The following is a 19,647-nucleotide window of genomic DNA, read 5'->3' on the forward strand; positions in this document are numbered from 1 at the left end:
CTAATCCAAACCGTACTTAGGGGTTCTTCATGACATGGAATGCAGTCTATACACGCCAGATATCAATGATGGTCTCTTTCTTATCCAGAGGCACCAACGATTTACCAACTGACTTGCGTTCATCAATCGGTGGCTGCTCAGTTGAGAAGGTATGCAACTTATGCTCACTTGTTGCAACCGTCAATACATATGATTCTCTGCAATAGAATGCCCTTACGATCTCACTTCCGTTCGGACGCACACGTTTGCCCTCTTTGAATTCAAACGTAATAATCCCTTTGCCGCCGCGGCCTTGCACAGGATAATCAGCGAGTAACGACCTCTTGCCATAACCTAGGTCTGAGACAACAATCACTTCACCCTCGTCACTATCGACCCATAACGCAGATACCACTTCATCTGTGTCTTTCAACTGAATGCCTCGAACACCGCCGGATACACGACCCATGCCGTTCACTTCAGATTCTTTGAAGCGAATACTCATGCCTTCCTTCGTAACAAGCAGCAGTTCCTTCGCACCATCGCTAAGGGTTACCGAGATCACTTCATCTTGATCGCTCACCTTGCATGCCGCAATCGCACTCGAACGATTCGTCATATATTCTTTCAGCTCGGTCCGCTTCACCTGTCCCCGTTTGGTGACGAATACAAGCGATTGACCTGCTTCTTCGAAGTTCTTGACCGGGATCATATTCACGATCCGATCTTCCTTGGCAATAGGAATGACATTGACGATCGCCGTTCCGTTATCTTTCCACTTGAACTCTGGAATTAGATGGATAGGCAGGGAGAAGTATTGCCCCTTCGCCGTAAATAACAGCATGGAGTCAATCGTATTCACTTCCATCAGATACTTCACGTAATCGCCTTCTTTGACCCCTGAGCTCTCAAGCTCGCCTCCTGAACGGGTGAAGGAGAGCATGCTCGTCCGCTTCAAGTACCCTTCATTCGACAAGGTCACAAGGACATCTTCCGGTGTCACCATCACTTCAAGGTTCACTTTAATTTCTTCCACTTCACCTTGAATGATAGAACGGCGATCAATGCCGTATTTCTCGCGAATTTCTAACAATTCATTCTTGATAACACCGATCAACTTCTTGCTGCTATCCAAAATCGAACGCAAGTAAGCGATCTTCTTCATCAATTCTTTATGTTCTTTTTCAAGCGATGTAATCTCTAGATTCGTCAGACGATAGAGCTGCAATGTTAGGATTGCATCTGCTTGGCGTTCTGTGAATTGGAATTTAGCTACCAAGTTGTTCTGAGCATCTTGGCGATTCTTCGATGCCTTGATCGTCGCGATGACTTCATCCAGAATATCGAGCGCCTTCACTAAGCCTTCGAGCACATGAGCCCGGTCTTCTGCTTTCTCAAGCTCGTACTGTGTCCGAAAGGTCACAACTTCTTTCTGATGATCGATGTACGCGCTCAGAATAGACCGAATGCCAAGCTGCATTGGCGTCTTGTTCACAATCGCAACCATGTTGAAGTTGTATGTAACCTGTAGGTCCGTCTTCTTCAGCAGGTAGGCTAGAATGCCTTGCGCATCCGCATCTTTCTTCAGCTCAATTACAATTCGCATCCCATCGCGTCCACTCTCATCTCGAACTTCGGTGATCCCTTCAACCTTTTTCTCGAGTCGAATGTTCTCAATCGCCGTGACAAGGCGTACCTTCACAACCTGATAAGGAATTTCCGTAATCACGATTTGTTGGCGGCCGCCACGTAAATCTTCAATCTCTGTCTTCGAGCGAACGTATATCCGGCCTTTCCCTGTACGGTAAGCGTCACGGATTCCTTCCTCACCCATAATAATCCCGCCGGTTGGGAAGTCTGGACCTTTTACGATCTGCATCAGATCCTCAACCGTCATATCTTCTTTCTCCATCAGCGCGATACATGCATCAATGACTTCTCGTAGATTATGCGATGGGATTTCCGTCGCGAAACCCGCTGAAATCCCGCTCACCCCATTGACGAGCAAATTCGGATAGCGGGCTGGTAAGACGACAGGTTCCTTGGTCGTGTTATCAAAATTATCTTTGAATTGAACCGTACGTTTCTCAATGTCACGAAGCAGCTCGATCGCAATCGGCGAAAGTCTTGCTTCGGTATAACGCATCGCTGCTGGCGGATCATCATCGATGGATCCCCAGTTCCCGTGTCCATCCACGAGCATATGCGCCATCTTCCATGGCTGTGCCATACGCACCATACCATCATAGATCGAAGAGTCCCCGTGTGGGTGATAGTTACCCATAACGTCCCCGACTGTCTTCGCAGATTTGCGATATGGCTTGTCCGGCGTATTGCCAGAATCATACATCGCATACAAAATCCGGCGTTGTACAGGCTTGAGCCCATCACGCACATCGGGAATGGCACGGTCTTGAATAATATATTTGGAATATCGGCCAAATCGATCACCGACAACTTCTTCTAAAAATGCAGGTAAAAACTGTTCCGATAAACTCATCAGTTCTCCCCCTTCTACTCTTCAAACTCTGTAAAATCAACGTTCTCGACGATCCAACGCTTACGTGGATCGACCTTATCGCCCATGAGTGTCGATACGCGGCGCTCTGCCTTCGCAGCATCCTCGATCTGCACTTGCAGCAAGGTACGCGACTCTGGATTCATCGTCGTCTCCCATAGCTGATCAGGGTTCATCTCCCCAAGTCCTTTATATCGCTGCAGTTCGTAATTCTTGCCGAATTCTTTCAAATAATTCGTTAGCTGCTCATCCGTCCACGCATAACGTACCGTCTCCAGCTTTCCAGTCTTCCGCGTGATTTTGTATAGCGGCGGTTGAGCAATATATACACGTCCAGAAGTAATCAACGGCTTCATATACCGATAGAAGAATGTCAATAGTAATACCTGAATATGCGCACCATCTGTGTCCGCATCCGTCATAATAATGACTTTGGAGTAGTTGCTCTCTTCGCTCTCGAACTCTGCTCCAACGCCAGCGCCAATCGCGCTAATAATGGCACGATACTCGTCATTCTTCAGAATATCAGCTAGCTTTGCTTTCTCTGGATTCATCGGTTTCCCTTTAAGCGGAAGGATCGCTTGCAGCTTCGAATCGCGGCCCTGCTTCGCTGAACCGCCCGCAGAATCCCCTTCGACGATAAAGAGTTCTGTTCGTGAATAGTCTTTGGATTGCGCTGGTGTCAGCTTACCATTCAGATTCGAGCTTTCACTGCGTTTTTTACCATTACGAACATCCTCGCGCGCTTTACGTGCGGCTTCACGGGCTTTCGAAGCTTGAACAGCTTTCTTAATAAGTGTCTGAGCGACCTGAGGATTCTCCTCTAAGAACAATGCCATTTTATCTGATACGACAGCATCTACCGCACTACGAGCAGATACGCTTCCGAGCTGGTCCTTCGTCTGTCCGACAAATTCAACTTCAGACATTTTAATATTAATGACCGCCATCATACCTTCACGAAGATCATTCCCATCGAGATTTTTCTCTTTTTCTTTCAGGAAATTATTCTTACGCGCGTACTCGTTCATCGCACGTGTATATGCGGTCTTAAACCCAGTCTCATGCGTTCCCCCACCCCGCGTCGGAATGGAGTTAACGAATGAAGCAATCGTCTCGGTATAACCGTCATTGTATTGAAGTGCGACTTCGACTTCAATCTCTTCTCTCTCCGCTGCAAAATGAATCACTTCATGCAATACCGATTTATCTTCATTCAAGTATTGAACAAATTGACTCGCGCCGCCTTCATAATAGAACACGTCTTGCTTATCACTTCGCTCGTCCTTGATCGTTACTTTCAATCCCGAGTTCAAGAAAGCAATTTCTTGCAATCTCTCCGCTAATGTATCGTAATTGAACTGAATTCCACCCTGGAATACACGAATATCCGGCTTGAATGTTACTTTCGTCCCCGTACGGTTCGTGTTACCGATCACTTCAAGTCCCGAACGTGGTTCGCCAACATGTTCTTTCCCGTCTGCATCAACCCAATATTCGAACCGTTGGCGATGAATCTTCGCGTCCCGATAAATTTCGACTTCGAGCCATTCAGATAATGCATTCGTAACCGAAGCACCAACCCCGTGTAACCCGCCAGATTTCTTATACCCAGATCCGCCAAACTTACCACCCGCATGCAGTATCGTGAAGACAACCTGCGGGGTTGGAATCCCTGTCTTATGCATCCCCGTAGGAATACCGCGACCATTATCAAAGACAGTAATGGAATTGTCTCTATGTAAGGTAACGTCAATTTTCGAACAATATTTTGCTAAGTGCTCGTCGACCGCATTGTCGACGATTTCCCACACCAAATGATGTAATCCCGATGTGCTGGTACTGCCGATATACATACCCGGTCTTTTCCGTACGGCAACCAGCCCTTCGAGCACTTGAATGTCGTCAGCATCGTAGCCAGTCACGGAATTTCCGCCCTGTGCAGATTCACTGTTGAACAAATCGATCTGTTCGACCATTCATGCTCCCCCTTTAAACGTCATAATTGTTCATTCTAATTCAATATATCCTGTTTCGTAAAGACACGGAAGCTAATAAAGAGCGCTGCCAATGCCCATATGCTTAGAACCATCAAGGAAAACGGCAATGTCATTCCTTCAATCGGCGGCGGTGAACCGGCCAAATAAGTCGTTAATTGTAAGTTCACCATAAATAAATATTTGGCACTCGGCCAGGATGAAGCCATATTCGTCAGAATGCTGCCTGCGATAATCGCTGCCATCATGGTTACAATACTCGCTGCGGTACTGCGTACCAACACCGAAATCATGAATGCCAGAATCGCCACAACCATACTGGAGAACCAAATTAACCCGCATTGCATAATCAGAAATAGCCACTGCGGCACCGGATGTACGCCTGTCGTATCCACTTCGACACCGCTAATCTGAAATCCTGTAAATACAGGCTGATTCCAGCCATTATATCCAAATACACTACCCGAGATCAAATAACTGAGCACGAATGTTGTCAATATAATCAATCCGACGAAGATCGTCAACGTCAATAATTTACTAAGCAAAATTCTCCACCTTCGGACTGGCCTCGTTAGAAGCATTTTAATCGTCCCCGTCGTCCGTTCCGAGGAAACAATATCTGATGCTATTGCCATCACGAGTAAGGGAATAAATAACGATGAAGAGTTCTCCATAAAAGACTTCACAAAGGTAACGCCATTCGGTGAGCTGGGATCAACATCATGATCTAAATAATATTGCCATTGCTGCACCATAATCCGGCGGAACTTTTTCCATTCCTCTGGCACACGATCACTTGCTAAGGAATTCTGATTGTCCGTAATCTGCTGCTGCAACGTATGACGCCAATCCTTGAATTTCTCTCGATTATTCTGCGCAACCTTCATCTGTGCATAGGTAAACACCGGAATTAGCACGAGCAAGATTAGAATAACAACAAGAAACCTTCTTTTCTTCATCATCTTGATGGTCTCGTTCTGGACTAGAGGCAAGATTCTATTCAATGGATTCACCTTCTGTCATTCGCAAGAATAATTGCTCAAGCGTGGGATTCATCTTCTGTACGGAGTGCACCTGAATTCCTGATCCAACAAGGACCTTCACCACATCGGAGATGCGATCTGCATCCATCTGGGTTACCCATACATCACTATCCATCCCAGCGAGCATCGCTTCATCCAGCTGAATATCTGCCACATGGACGAGTTCTATTCCTTGTTGCGCTTGGAGTATCACTCGACCTTCCTGCGCCGGCTCAAGATGCCACACCACATAATTGCTTCCTTCTTCAATAAGCTCATTCACCTCGCCTACAGCAAGAACTCGACCTTGATTAATGATCGCAACACGATCACACATCAATTGAATCTCCGACAAGAGATGACTCGAGACGAATACAGCCATGCCTTGATCTGCCAGCTCACGGATAAATGCACGAAGCTCCTTGATGCCCTTCGGATCCAGACCATTCGTCGGCTCATCCAAGATAAGAAGCTTAGGTCTACCGAGCAATGCCTGTGCAATGCCAAGACGCTGCCGCATCCCAAGCGAGTATGTCTTCACCTTATCGTGAATACGGCCCTCCAGTCGTACGATATCGACCACTTCTTGAATCCGAACATGATCAATCCCGGGCTGCATCCGCGCGAAATGCTCTAAATTCTCCCAACCTGTCAAATAGGTATACACTTCAGGATTCTCTACGATACAACCAACATATTGGAGGGCTTGTTCCGGGTCACGATTTACATTGTAACCACATAGTTCGATTTGGCCTTCCGTCGGTTTGATCAAATCGACTAACATTCGAATGGTCGTTGTCTTGCCCGATCCGTTCGGGCCTAGAAATCCAAAGATTTCTCCTGCTCGCACATCAAAGGAAACGCCGTGAATAATCCATTTCTTCCCGATCCGTTTCTTCACCTGATCAACTTGTAATACTACTGGATTCTCGTCCTTAAGCACAGATTTTCCCCCTCCTCACGGCGCAATGCCTTGTACGATTCGTGTAGCAATTTGTTCGTATCCGAGCGCATTGGGATGGAAGTGATCTGATGACATCACCTGGGAGAGCGTGCTCTGGAACAGATCCGCTGTTGGTACTAATGTCATATTCGGATGTTTATTAATCGTCGCATACGCGAGATTGTTCCATCGCTGTACTACCGTGTTCCCAATTTGGCGCATATCTTTCATATCGGCTAATGGATTGTATAATCCAACATAGACAATTCGGGCATTCGGATTCAGTTCTGATATTTGTAGAAGAATCGTTTTCAAATCTTTCGCACTGTCATCGACCTTCACCAGCATCTTGTCAAGCTCAAAGGACTCAGAGGAAAAGTCTCCCTCAACTGCACCACTGAACAGATCATTCCCGCCAATGGTAAGCAAAATAAGGTCCGATTCCATGATGGCATTCTTAAAGCCCTTCTCTTGCAATTTATGTACAAGTTCATCCGCACGCAGTCCGTTGATACCTAGATTATTAAGCAATTTTACAGGCTTATTCCATTTATCCCCGAGCATCCTGATAACATTGCGAACGTAGCCATTCCCTGTTGAATCACCCGTGCCGCGTGTCAAGGAATCCCCGATCGATGTGACTTGAATCGTGGATTTCTGTGATAAATCAGATGATGTTGGCGTTTGCGGTTTCGGGGCCACCTCATCTGTCATCGTGACGCCCCTAGGGTTCAGGATATCATTCACACCATAACCAAATCCAACCATTAATAGCAAAGTTGATACAACACCGGTAATGGCCGTCAACCGCCAAATCCGATTCGATTTCATCTTATCCCTCCTAGCACATCAGCGAACACTAAACTAATCCATCTTTAAAGAGGTTGTTCAAAAAGTCATCTTTTGATCACGTAGTATTTCATGGAGCGTATTCGACATCGAATCTTGCGTTCATCCTTGAAGTCCGGTACTCATTTAGGTTTTGCCTAAACTCCGTTCCTCCTTCTTCGGATTCTCGCAACCTTCTCGGTGCTGAAAAGCCGACTTTTTGAACACGCACTTAAATTTAAAAATAATCGTTATTTCAGCATTTTGCAAATTCTGCTGATGAATAAAGGTCTGGGTCTTCAGTATAGAACATACATTCCCGTTTTGCAAAAGAAAAAGAGCCATCCAAGCACTGTTTCTTCTTGAGATCGCTCCTCTAATCGCAAATAACTAATTATTCATACTTTACTTCTATTTTGCTCGCTGCTGCCTTCGCTTGTATCCGTGCTGTCTCAACATCCTCTGCCGAGCTAAGCGCGACAGCCATCCGGCGACCAACCTTCGTCTGCGGCTTGCCAAAGAGCCGGACTTGCGTATTCACACCCGCTAGCGCCTCTTCAACACCATGCAAAGAAAACGTATCGGATTCACGATCTGCTTTTACAGTGGCCGACGCCCCTGGCGTTAGAAGGCGAATCGAAGGAATTGGAAACCCAAGAATAGCACGCACATGCAGTGCGAACTCCGAGAGATCTTGGGTCACAAGCGTAACAAGACCCGTATCATGAGGTCTCGGCGATACTTCACTAAATACGATGCCATTCTTCGTGACGAACAATTCAACACCATATAATCCATATCCACCAAGCGCGTCCGTGATCGTCTTCGCAACCTGCTGTGCTTCTGCGATCATTTCCGGTGTCATCGCATGCGGCTGCCATGACTCGACATAGTCGCCATCCTTCTGAATATGCCCAATCGGCTGACAATAGGTTGTTCCCGATACAGAACGAACCGTCAGTAACGTAATTTCCGATTCAAAAGCTATAAATTCTTCGATAATAACGCGGGTTTTCTTCGCACGTCCACCCTCCATCGCGAGATTCCAGCAAGCTTCCACATCTTCTGGCGTTCTGCAGACGCTCTGCCCTTTGCCAGAGGAGCTCATAAGCGGTTTGATCACACATGGCGTTCCAATCTTAGCCACAGCTTCTTGTAGCTCTGCAAGGCTATCTGCGAATTCATATTTCGCCGTAGGCAACTGAAGCGTTTCCGCTGCCAATCGACGAATCCCTTCCCGATCCATTGTCAGACGCGTTGCATTCGCTGTAGGAATGACACGATATCCTTCTTGCTCTAACTCCACTAACGTCGCCGTAGCAATCGCTTCAATCTCCGGGACGATAAAATCTGGCTTCTCGGCTTCGATGATGCGGCGAATTTCTTCACCATCCAGCATATTCACAACATAACTGCGGTGCGCGACATGCATGGCGGGGGCATGCGCATAACGATCCACAGCAATCGTCTCCACCCCGAGACGTTGAGCTTCAATAATCACTTCCTTGCCAAGCTCACCTGAGCCGAGCAATAACATTCTTGTAGCGGATTTCGAATAAGGCGATGATAGCATTGTTCCTGAACCTCCACACCGTAATATTCTCCATTGTCCTTCGAATGCCCCAAAATTGCAAGTTCATGATATGATAGAATTATAGATTTTCGTTGACAAGAAAGTGGGCGATCAACATAAAACCATCCATCGTCATTGCTGGCGGCGGCATTGCAGGGTTAAGCACCGCGATTGCGCTCCAGCAGCAAGGAATACAAGCCACTGTCTATGATGCTCAGGATCCTAATTACGTTCCAGGCGCAGGGCTCGGTATCGGTTCAAACGCCATTCAAGCCCTTGACAAACTTAATCTTAAAAGCGCATTCATGCAGCAAGGTCGTTCTCTTTCTTCAATACAATTCATTTCCGCCAAAGGCCGCAAACTGAACACAACGAATTTCGCATTGCTGCCTTCGAATGAAGCGCAATACATCTCCATCTTACGATCGGAGCTGCTTGAATTGCTGCGAAGTAAAATCGACGATCCGAAGAATACGATCAAATATGAGAAAAAATGTATCGGTATTGAACAAAACCAAAATAAAGCCATACTACGATTTCAGGATGGCACAACAGCCGAAGCAGACGCTGTCATTGGCGCTGACGGCATCCATTCTTCGATTCGAAGTCAATTATTCCCGACTTCCCGTATACGTTCGGCAGGGTACAGCTGTTGGACATGCGTCATATCACAATTACCAGATGGGATTGATGATAAGTATGCTACAGAGACATGGGGATCAGCCGGTCGTATAGGGATTGTGCCGCTCTCAGGTGGCAGAGCTTATTGGTTCATTTGTATCAACGATCATATGAACAAGATGGCAATCAAGACTTTAGATGAATTAATCGAACATTTTAAAGGGTATCATTCAAGTGTGATCGACGTCCTGCGGGCAAGCGACCCGGGCCAAATCTCTTATCAGCCGATCATGGACTTACAGCCGATGCCTCAATTTACGAAAGGGCGAATTGCTCTGATCGGGGATGCAGCGCATGCTGCAACACCAAATTTAGGCCAAGGGGCGTGCCAAGCCATCGAAGATGCCGTCATACTAGCCAAAGAAATAGGGCGTCAGTCAACCGTAGAGCAAGCGCTGAGACGGTTCGAACAATTACGTATGAAGCGTGTGAACAAGATCACCCGCGTATCACGAATGCTTGGTGTCGTAGCACAAATTGAAAACGAATTCATTACATCCGTGCGCAATTTCGTTATGCCCATGGTTCCCGCTTCCTTCAACAATAAACAGCTCGAGTTCATCTACCGTGTAGACTTTAATGATTAATTCGTGCTATTTAACAACGAATAGCCCCCGCTTATCTTACTAAGATAGGAGGGGGCTACATCATGCTATATCATCAATAATTCACGAATATCATCTTCGGTTAAAGAAGAAACTGCACCTTCGCCAGTCGTGATCACTTCGTCGATGAGATCTTTCTTCTTCTGCTGCAATTCATACATCTTCTCTTCAACCGTGCCTTGCGATACGAGGCGAATCACTTGGACCACATTCTTCTGACCCATACGATGAGCTCGGTCAGTCGCTTGCTGTTCGACAGCAGGATTCCACCACAAGTCATACAAAATCACCGTATCTGCGCCTGTCAGATTGAGTCCGGTCCCCCCTGCTTTGAGCGAAATCAAGAAGATGTCATGCTCACCGTCATTGAATCGATTGCACATGTCCAGCCTCTCTTCCACGGGCGTATCACCCGCCAAATAAAAGCAGGATAATCCCATTCGGCTTAACATGTCGTTGATCAGATCGAGCATTCCTGTAAATTGCGAGAAAATGAGCATTCTGCGGCCGCTGCCAAGACATTCCTCAATAATATCGAAGAGCTGCTCCATTTTGCTCGATGAACCTTCGTAATCCTCGACGAATAACGCCGGATGGCAGCATAATTGTCGGAGCCGCGTCAGACCGGCTAATATTTTCATCCGATTCTTCTGGAAGCCTTCCTGTTGCATGTCTTGCTTCGTCTGCTTGCGCAGCTTCTCCAAATAAGCCGTATACAATTTCTTCTGTTCCGCAGACAACTCCGTGACCTGCAGCGTCTCAATTTTCTCTGGCAGCTCAGTTAGAACGTCCCGCTTCATTCTACGCAAGATAAATGGTCGAACCATAAGCGCAACTTGCTCCGTTGCAAGCTCTTGAAATTTTTGCTTAGAACCGAATAATTCCGGGAAAACAGCATCAAATATCGACCATAATTCTTCAAGCGAATTCTCAATCGGCGTACCCGTTAATGCGAATCTTTGCTGCGCCTTCAACTGCCGTACGGTCTTCGATGTCAAGGACGCATGATTCTTAATCGCTTGAGCTTCGTCAAGGAAAAGAGCCCTGAACGTATGCTGCTCGTATTGTTCGATATCACGCCGCAAGAGCGGATACGAAGTAATGAGTACATCAGGACGCTGACCACCGTTTACGATCAGATCGGAGTTCAACGTATCAATCTGTGCTCCACGCTCCTCTTTGTCACCAACAACGACGGATACACGCAGGCTCGGTGCGAACTTCTTGCATTCTCGTTCCCAATTATAGACGAGGGACGCTGGACATACGATTAAGATCGGTCGCCGCAACGCCTCCTCCTGCTCTTGTTCAGATAACATGAAGGTGATGCTTTGTAGTGTCTTCCCAAGACCCATATCATCCGCAAGAATCCCGCCAAATTGATACATATCGAGCGTCTTCATCCACTGGAACCCATCGTGCTGATAATCGCGAAGCGTCGCAGCAAGTCCCATTGGAACTTCGAATTCCAGCCTTTCTAGATGCCGGAGTTGGTCCACAAAGTTACGAAATTCCTTGCCGAATCGAACACCCTGATATTCTTCTTCATTGCGTAATCGTAATCCGCGTAACACTGGCAGCGCAATTTGAGGTCCGCGGACATCGGATGTGGTAACGCCCAATTGATCAAGTAGACGGCCTGCTTCAAGGAATGCCTCTTGATCCAAATTCACGAACGTTCCCTTGTTCAGACGATAATACTTCTTCTTCTCTATAATTGCTTGCACCAGAAGCTGTATTTCCTCCCGATCCACATTATCCATTTGGAACCCGACTTCAAGCCACGACCCTTCCCCTTTCATGCTCACAGTTGTTCGCGGACCTGCTGTAGAGCGACTTGGTGTGTACATGACTTCCTGCACCGCGGTTGTCGCATAGATCTCACAATAACGTTCAAGCTCAGGGAGTACATGATACAAGAAGTTGTACGTATCTTCTTCATGCTCGAACAAATATCCCTGCCGATATGGCTTCGCCGGAATACTTTCGATTAAGGCCGTGATCAAACGTTCTTTGTCCGAATCGCGTAACAAAATGACGTCTGAGCTTATGGCAGATTTTGATTCGCCTGTTTTCTGTGCAATGACCTGACTGCCGTATACAAATTCCGCACGCACAATCAACTGATCTTCTGCGCTGCGATCCAAATACATTTTTGCTTGCAGAGGGAGGTATTGGAGCTTGTCCTTCATTCCCTCCTCAATCTGCACAGTGCCTACGTGATCCAAAAATGGCAGTACGCGTTCCATGAACGAACCCATTTGCTCCTTCAATATGAGAAGTGTGGATTCGTGCTGAATCACCTGTTGCAATCTCGCAAGCTGCTGCACGTCTCTATCCCTGATGGCGTACCATTTGCCATCCATGATGGCATATCCATAAGGCGCAAGTACCAGGAGTTGATCAATCCCTAATGCATTCAAATAATACCCCTTCGCGGCCCCATCTTGAAACAGAAACGTCATCGGTAGTCGTTCATCCGGTTGCGCGAGGTTGAGCTGACCCTTCTTAACATGGTTCTGTTCATACATCGCTCCGGCATCCACTAGTTTAGGCAGTAATTGCTCCCACAGATGGGGCGGAACGATTAGTTCCCGCTCCTGATCATATGAAGTCAACGCCGGCTCTACACCCCAGCTGTCTCGGTAAATTCGTTCATTCCGTTCAATTTCCATTAAGATCTGAATGACGGCTTGATCGTGTTCATGAAAAAAATGCTGTGCTGGATCGTACGTGAACATGCGAGAAAATTCCAAAGGTTCTCCTTCATCATGATGTCTCAGGAACTCCCTGATCGTCTGCACCGTATACAGCTTCTTGGGACCCATCCGCATTTGAAGGGTTACAATCGACGGCCGCAAAGGATCTGTTATCGCATGACATACAAATTCAACTTGCAGCATCTCAAGCGGCATGATGTTCGATTCCTTCCGCTCCTGTGAATCAAATAATGCTAGAAATTGATCCGTCAGTAGACGCTTCCCTTGCAAATCCCTCTGCTGGATAAGCTGCCGTTGCGACGGAAGAGAATTTCGACTGTCATTTGCTCCATTGTCGATCATTCCCCCGTTCTGCTCAGAGGCCATCATGCCGAACATTACCGCCGCGATATGTTGACAGTTGGTATAATACTTTTGGAATGCAGCACATTCGCACGCAGCCTCCATATCTCCGAATGGATCCAGCTGGATTTGTACATGGTACTTAGCTTTGCCAGAGACGATGGCTTCATAACTCATAATCTCAGCATGGTAAGTGAGCTGCTGGACACGCCCTGCTTCATAATCATCCTGTCCCCGTTTCCATGACGCCGCCCCGCATAACTCCATAATTAGTTCACTTGTCATCTTTGTTCGATTCATTTGATTCATAAGTTCCTCGCAATTGATAAGATTAACATTTCTCTTATTCTATCATCTGCGCAAGCCTTATAACACTTCCGATTGCATACGTTTCGTACGTGGAACAGGATCCGGCCGTTCCGCATGTCGTAGTTTCTTTTGTCCTTTCCAACGAAACAACACCAGAATGCCCCGCAAATACTCATCTGTGATCATACAACAGTAAATACCGATGAGCCCCCATCCTAGATGTACGCCAAGAGCATAAGACAACCCTGTCGCAATCGACCACATGGAGAGGATCGCAATCGTCATCGTATACCTGGAATCCCCCACCGCATTCAGCGAGTTCCCCATCGCCATATTCATCATTTTGCCTGGCTGCAAGATCAGGTTCAGTCCAAGAAGCGATGCACCAAGCGCAATAATTTCATGATCGGTTGTGAAAATGCCAAGAAATTGTCGCCCGAACAAATAAATAATGAACGCATTCACCGTTACAAGTACAAGACCAATTCCCAGTGCCCGGTAAGCACTCCGATAGGCCTCATCCGTACGTTTACCACCAAACAGATGCGCAACTTGAATTTGCAATGCCATCGCGACGGAGGATCCAAGCAAGAAGCAGAAGGACTCAAGGGTGTTCATATAGGTTCGTGCTGCCATTTCTTTAGGACCCAGCATCGAAATAAAGGAAAAAATAATGAGCTGCGAGAATACCCAACTTGCCATATTCACGCCTAACGGCCAAGCAATTCGGATGACATCCTTGAACAGCTTCGAATCGAAACTCCATAAATCCCGCCAATTTACCCGCCGTTCAAACGCATTCAAGAACATCATGAACAGCAATATCGTGCCCAATATACGGCTCAGCAAGGTGGAGATCGCAACTCCGGTTAACCCCCATTGTGGGAAGCCGAACGCGCCGAATATGAATGCATAGTTAAAAAAGATATGAACAACATTCATCCCAATGGCCGTGAACATCGGGCCTTTCGTATTCCCCGTACTGCGAATGACCGTACTTAACGTCGACATGATCGCCGTCAGGACCATCCCCCCACCAACGATGGAGATATAGATTTTCCCTAGCGGCAGCAATGGTTCGGGCATTTGGAGCATTCTTGCAATCGGAACAGGAAAGAAAATAAGCAGCAGGCTAAGCAGCAGCCCTATCGCAGTCCCGACGTTCAGGGCCATCATACCGATGGTGCGTGCATGCTCTTGCTGCCTTGAGCCGATTTTCTGAGCTATGAGAATCCCGGCGCCGCTCGCGATCGTCGTGAACAGAATCATTAGCGCATTAAATAATTGATTGGAAAAGCCGACAACGGCAACAGCATCGTCCGATATCCGACTCACCATTAACGTGTCTGCTGTACCCAGCAGAAACTGCAAGAAAACCTCAATAAATATAGGCCAAGCTAGCACCCACAATGTAAATTTCTTCTCTTCCATATCGATAATACAAACCTCCTGATGTTCATCTTGCACATGATAGATCGTCTAAATTATAAATGGTATACTGTGAATTGAATATTAAGATACCAACGTAAATTTATAAAATTCAAACCTAGCAACTGACTCGAAAAAGGGGATCCGATGCCTATGCTTAAATTTATTGCCCCGCCGCTGCCGCATTATATAATAAGCGGACCACATACCCTGTTGAAAGGCCAGAAGCACCCGAGCCGCTCGAATATCCAAGTATTTGACCTACTCGTCATTAAAAGCGGCTGCTTGTATATGGGAGAGGAGCAAAAGACCTTCGAGGTACGCAAAGATCATGCACTCATTCTGCTGCCTGACCGTTATCATTACGCCACGGCTGCATGTGACGTAGCTACGGATTATTACTGGCTGCATTTCCAGACGGACGGGTCTTGGTCACTTTTGCAGCACCAGCATATGGATCCGGTCACGGACGAAATCTCCAGAAAACCCGTATCCAAATTTCTTACTCGTACTTTTGACCTGTATTTGCCGCAATTTACCTTACTCGATCAACCCAGTAAAGTTTTTGGCATGATCGAACAATTGATTGCATTAGATCAAGGGCTTGATTCACAGCAGGTTCGTTGGCAGCAGCAGGTCGTATTTCAAGAATTGCTTCAGCACCTCTATGCTTCCATGAAAGCACAGGGATCGAATACTTCAACGCACTGTGCAGAGCTTGCCGCCGCTTACCTAAGGCAGCATTATCGTGAGGAGATCTCGGCAGCCAGGCTCGGTGAGGATACGAATTTCCATCCTGTCTATATCGCTCGTTGTATGCATCGGCAATTTGGCTGCTCACCTACGGAGTATTTGCAGCGATACCGCATCGAACAATCAAAGCTGCTGCTCTTGCAGACGGATGACTCCATCGCGAGAGTCGCTGAAGAAGTCGGTTTCAATCAAGGCGCTTACTTCACCTCCTGCTTCACGAAGCTGGAAGGCATCTCACCTAGCAAATATCGGCAGCGCTTTCGATCATAAGCATCGCACGACAAAAAACGCTTACCGTCCCATAGGAGGGCGGTAAGCGTCTCAGTAACTCGTATGATGCTATAAGAATCGATATTGTGCTTCAATCAATCCGAAATACGTTCCTCGCTGCGTCATTAACGATTCATGTGTACCTTGCTCTTGGATTCTTCCGTGATCTAGTACAACGATATGATCCGCATGACGAATCGTGGAGAGACGGTGCGCGATAATGAAGGATGTACGTCCTTGCAGCAATGTCTTCAGCGCTTCTTGAATTTTCACTTCGGTCTCGGTATCGATACTTGCAGTCGCTTCATCCAGAATAAGAATACGTGGATTCGCTAGCAAAGCCCGTGCAAAGGACAAGAGCTGACGTTGTCCCATGGAGAGGACATTCCCACGTTCCTCGACTTGCGTACCATAACCGTCAGGCATGTTCGTAATGAACTCATGTGCGTTAACCGCCTTGGCTGCCGCTTCGACTTCCTCATCCGTCGCATCCAACCGTCCGAATCGAATATTATCCCGGATCGACCCGGAGAAAATAAACGTATCCTGCATCACAATCCCGATTTGCGAGCGTAGACTCTCGATCGTGACATCGCGAATATCGATGCCGTCCACGAGAATCTGCCCCTCAACCGGATCATAGAACCGACTTAACAGGTTGATGATCGTACTCTTACCCGAACCGGTATGACCGACGAGAGCGATCGATTGACCTGCTGTGACATCGAGGGAGATCCCTTTCAAGGCATGACGGCCTTTCTCATATTCGAATACAATGTTCTTGAAATTCACATCCCCGCGAATTGGCGGTAACTCCTTCGCTTCCTTGCCTTCCGCAACATTCGGCACTTCGTCCAAATATTCGAAGATCCGCTCCGAAGATGCCATCGCAACAAGCAGCTGCGAATACAATTGTCCAAGACGGTTAATCGGATCCCAGAAGTTCCCGACGTAGTTCGCGAAGGCTACGAGCAAACCTACAGTCATCGCTTCTGACTTTAGAAGATACGCCCCGTAGAAAAACAAGATGAACGTTCCGATCGCACCGGTGATCTCAATGACAGGACCGAACGTCTGGTTCATCGCCGAAGCTCTGTCCCAAGATTTGCGGTTAACGGTATTCATTTCTGTGAAGAAGCTGATGTTTTCTTTCTCTTGTGTATACGCTTGAGTAACACGAATCCCTTGAATGGCTTCGTTCAAATGTGAGTTAATACGTGATTGCTTCACACGAACATCCTGCCACGCCATACGGATTTTCTTCCGCAGCTTCGTCGAGACGATGAACATAAGCGGAACTGTAATCATCACGGCAATCGCTAGCTTCCAGTTCAAGAACAATAGGATCACGATAATCCCAGCGAGCTGCACGCAGTCAATCATTGAGTTGACGACCCCGTTCGTGAACAAGTCTTGCAGCGAGTTGACGTCATTCGTTATCCGTACAAGTACGGAGCCCGCAGGTCTTGTGTCATAGAAACGGAACGATAATTTCTGTATATGCTTGAACAATGCTGAACGTAGGTCATAAATGACACGCTGTCCGATAATGTTCGTAAATTTTATGCGGTACGTATTCGCTGCCCATTGGATAATATAGAGCACGAGCACAACACCGGTGTAAGTATAGAGCAAAGAATAACTCGGATTATCGATACCGATTTGTGGCGTAATCGCTTTATCAATCGCGAGACTGATCAAGAGCGGCACGGCAAGTCGTGTAATGGTTCCTAGAATCATCATCACAATAATAACCGGCAACATCTGCTTCGCATACGGTTTCATAAAAGCGAATAATCTCGTGAACTGCGCCCAGTTGAACGACTTCTCGATCTGGTCATCATCTTGGTAGATGAATCGCTGATTCACGCCTCGCTTCGTTTGTGCCTTCTCCGCCTGTACACTCATGATATCACCTGCTTCCCTAATGCAATCGCTTCGAGTTCCGCGCGATCCGCATACTGTATATCATAGACATCACGGTAAGGACCCGATTTTGCAATCAATTCTTCATGACGACCACGTTGTACGACGTGACCTTGATCCAAGACGAGGATCTCATCCGCATGACGTAACGAGGAAATCCGATGCGCGATAATAAATGTCGTTCTGCCTTGCATCACTTCACGGAAACCAGCTTGAATCTCATGCTCTGTCTCCATATCAACGGCGCTTGTCGCATCGTCAAGAATCAAAATCTTCGGATTGATCAGGATCGCACGCGCAATAGCAATCCGCTGCTTCTGACCGCCTGAAAGTCCCATCCCCCGTTCGCCAACTACCGTGTCGTAGCCTTCAGGAAGTTCAGTAATAAATTCATGAGCCTTGGCAAGTCTTGCGGCACGTTCGATTTGCTCTTCGGTCACATCACGAAGCCCGTAAGCGATGTTGCTGCGGATGGTCGCTGAGAACAGGAATGTTTCTTGGAATACGGTTGCAATTTGACTGCGCAAGCTCTCGATTTCTAGATCACGAAGATCGACACCATCGAGTGTTACCCGACCTTCTTGCACATCATAAGCTCGCATAATGAGCGAGATGATCGTCGATTTCCCTGCGCCCGTACCGCCGAGTAGACCGATAATTTTGCCAGGCGACGCATCTAGCGAGATATTGTGTACCGCATGCGGTGCATCGCCGTATCCGAAGGAAACGTTCTCAAAGCGGACATGACCTTTGACTTGATCAGGATGCAATTGAATCGCATCTTCGCGGTTCTCTACATCGACTGTTTGATCCAGCAATTCAAGAATCCGCTCACCGGACGCTTTGGACTGCGTGTAGTTGTTGATGTGATATCCAATCCCCCACATCGGTCCGATAATGTACCAGATCATACTGAAGAATGCAACCAGCTCACCAAGTGTCAAGCTTTTCTGGATTACCTGTACGCCACCAAACCCTAACAAGATGACGACACTCATACAAGCGAGAATTTCCATCACAGGGAAGTAGGTTCCCCAGAGCATCGCAGTACGAATTTGATTCGCTTTGTACAGTTCATTTTTCGTACCGAACTTATCAACTTCATGTGCTTCACGCGCGAACGATTTCACCGTACGAACACCTGTAATGTTCTCTTGTACCGCTGTTGTCAACTGACTCATCGCTTGACGCATTTCGCGGAATGCTGGGTGAATCTTCTTCTCGAATCGAATGGCCGTGTAGACAAGCAATGGAATACAGACCATGGTAATTAACGTGAGCTGCCAATTAATCGACACCATCATGATCGTACCGAACAAGACCATCAAGATCATGTTAAGAATTTGGGCAAATCCAAAACCTACAAAGTTACGTAGGGCTTCTAAATCGGCGGTAAGACGCGACATCAAGTCCCCAGTCTTCGCCGTGTTATAGTACTGGTAAGATAGATACTGCAGCTTCTCATAACAAGCGTTGCGGATGGAGTAAGCAACCCGGTTGCCTAATCTTCCTCCAAAGAAACCGTGTAGAAATTGCAAGCAGCCTTTAATGCTGACAACAACAAGTACGGTTAGGGATAACGGTAACACGATGCCATAATTCTCTTTCCCGATCACATCATCAATCATGATCCGCAGCAAGTTGGGGTACACCAGACCTAACGCCGTTGCTACAACCAAGCAAAGAATCGATAACCCGAGAAAACGTCTTTCCGGCCAGTAAAAAGTTTTAAGTCTCCTGAAAACGTCCATTC

The 19,647-nt window shown here is 47.0% G+C and carries 12 protein-coding genes; 2 read left to right on the forward strand and 10 right to left on the reverse strand.

The window, feature by feature from the left end; all coding sequences use genetic code 11:
• Window positions 1-46: 46 nt before the first annotated feature.
• The 6 genes from gyrA to purT all read right to left on the reverse strand — a co-directional run bounded on the left by gyrA (window position 47) and on the right by purT (window position 8,860).
• The gene (gene gyrA, locus ACFQZR_RS17385; protein ID WP_379348034.1) at window positions 47-2,479 is read right to left on the reverse strand and encodes a DNA gyrase subunit A; all 2,433 of its coding nucleotides are present in this window, start codon (window positions 2,477-2,479) and stop codon (window positions 47-49) included.
• Between the two features lie 14 nt (window positions 2,480-2,493).
• The gene (gene parE, locus ACFQZR_RS17390; RefSeq protein ID WP_379348036.1) at window positions 2,494-4,476 is read right to left on the reverse strand and encodes a DNA topoisomerase IV subunit B; all 1,983 of its coding nucleotides are present in this window, start codon (window positions 4,474-4,476) and stop codon (window positions 2,494-2,496) included.
• A 35-nt stretch (window positions 4,477-4,511) separates the two neighbouring features.
• Window positions 4,512-5,498 carry an ABC transporter permease gene (locus tag ACFQZR_RS17395; RefSeq protein WP_379348038.1) on the reverse strand — a complete coding sequence of 329 codons (987 nt, stop codon included), beginning with the start codon at window positions 5,496-5,498 and terminating at the stop codon, window positions 4,512-4,514.
• Complete coding sequence (locus tag ACFQZR_RS17400) at window positions 5,491-6,459, reverse strand: ABC transporter ATP-binding protein (RefSeq protein WP_379348040.1); 969 nt, start codon at window positions 6,457-6,459, stop codon at window positions 5,491-5,493. Before ACFQZR_RS17400 ends, ACFQZR_RS17395 begins: the two co-directional genes overlap by 8 nt.
• A 15-nt stretch (window positions 6,460-6,474) precedes the next feature.
• On the reverse strand, window positions 6,475-7,290 hold the full coding sequence (locus ACFQZR_RS17405; protein ID WP_379348042.1) for a GDSL-type esterase/lipase family protein: 816 nt from the start codon (window positions 7,288-7,290) through the stop codon (window positions 6,475-6,477).
• A 391-nt stretch (window positions 7,291-7,681) separates the two neighbouring features.
• Window positions 7,682-8,860, reverse strand: a complete 1,179-nt coding sequence (gene purT / locus ACFQZR_RS17410; protein ID WP_379348044.1) for a formate-dependent phosphoribosylglycinamide formyltransferase — start codon at window positions 8,858-8,860, stop codon at window positions 7,682-7,684.
• Between the two features lie 92 nt (window positions 8,861-8,952).
• Here purT and ACFQZR_RS17415 point away from each other — a divergent pair, with 92 nt between their 5' ends.
• The gene (locus ACFQZR_RS17415; RefSeq protein WP_379348046.1) at window positions 8,953-10,128 is read left to right on the forward strand and encodes an FAD-dependent monooxygenase; all 1,176 of its coding nucleotides are present in this window, start codon (window positions 8,953-8,955) and stop codon (window positions 10,126-10,128) included.
• 65 nt (window positions 10,129-10,193) lie between these two features.
• Here ACFQZR_RS17415 and ACFQZR_RS17420 read toward each other — a convergent pair whose 3' ends face one another.
• On the reverse strand, window positions 10,194-13,508 hold the full coding sequence (locus ACFQZR_RS17420; RefSeq protein ID WP_379348048.1) for a DEAD/DEAH box helicase: 3,315 nt from the start codon (window positions 13,506-13,508) through the stop codon (window positions 10,194-10,196).
• Window positions 13,509-13,574: 66 nt separating this feature from the next.
• Window positions 13,575-14,948 (reverse strand): MATE family efflux transporter, encoded by a 1,374-nt coding sequence (locus ACFQZR_RS17425; RefSeq protein WP_379348050.1) that lies wholly within the window; start codon window positions 14,946-14,948, stop codon window positions 13,575-13,577.
• Window positions 14,949-15,092: 144 nt separating this feature from the next.
• On the opposite strand from ACFQZR_RS17425, the gene ACFQZR_RS17430 reads away from it, so the two are divergent.
• The gene (locus ACFQZR_RS17430; protein ID WP_379348052.1) at window positions 15,093-15,968 is read left to right on the forward strand and encodes an AraC family transcriptional regulator; all 876 of its coding nucleotides are present in this window, start codon (window positions 15,093-15,095) and stop codon (window positions 15,966-15,968) included.
• A 69-nt stretch (window positions 15,969-16,037) separates the two neighbouring features.
• Here the strand turns inward: ACFQZR_RS17430 and ACFQZR_RS17435 are convergent, their stop codons facing one another.
• Both ACFQZR_RS17435 and ACFQZR_RS17440 read right to left on the reverse strand, forming a co-directional pair.
• A complete protein-coding gene (locus ACFQZR_RS17435) occupies window positions 16,038-17,876 on the reverse strand; it encodes an ABC transporter ATP-binding protein (RefSeq protein ID WP_379348054.1) in 1,839 nt (612 codons plus the stop codon).
• Entirely contained in the window at window positions 17,873-19,645 is a 1,773-nt protein-coding gene (locus tag ACFQZR_RS17440) for an ABC transporter ATP-binding protein (protein ID WP_379348057.1), read from the reverse strand. Before ACFQZR_RS17440 ends, ACFQZR_RS17435 begins: the two co-directional genes overlap by 4 nt.
• Window positions 19,646-19,647: the final 2 nt, after the last annotated feature.

This window comes from Paenibacillus sp. GCM10027629 (assembly GCF_042676425.1).
GTDB lineage: Bacteria > Bacillota > Bacilli > Paenibacillales > Paenibacillaceae > Paenibacillus_K > Paenibacillus_K terrigena.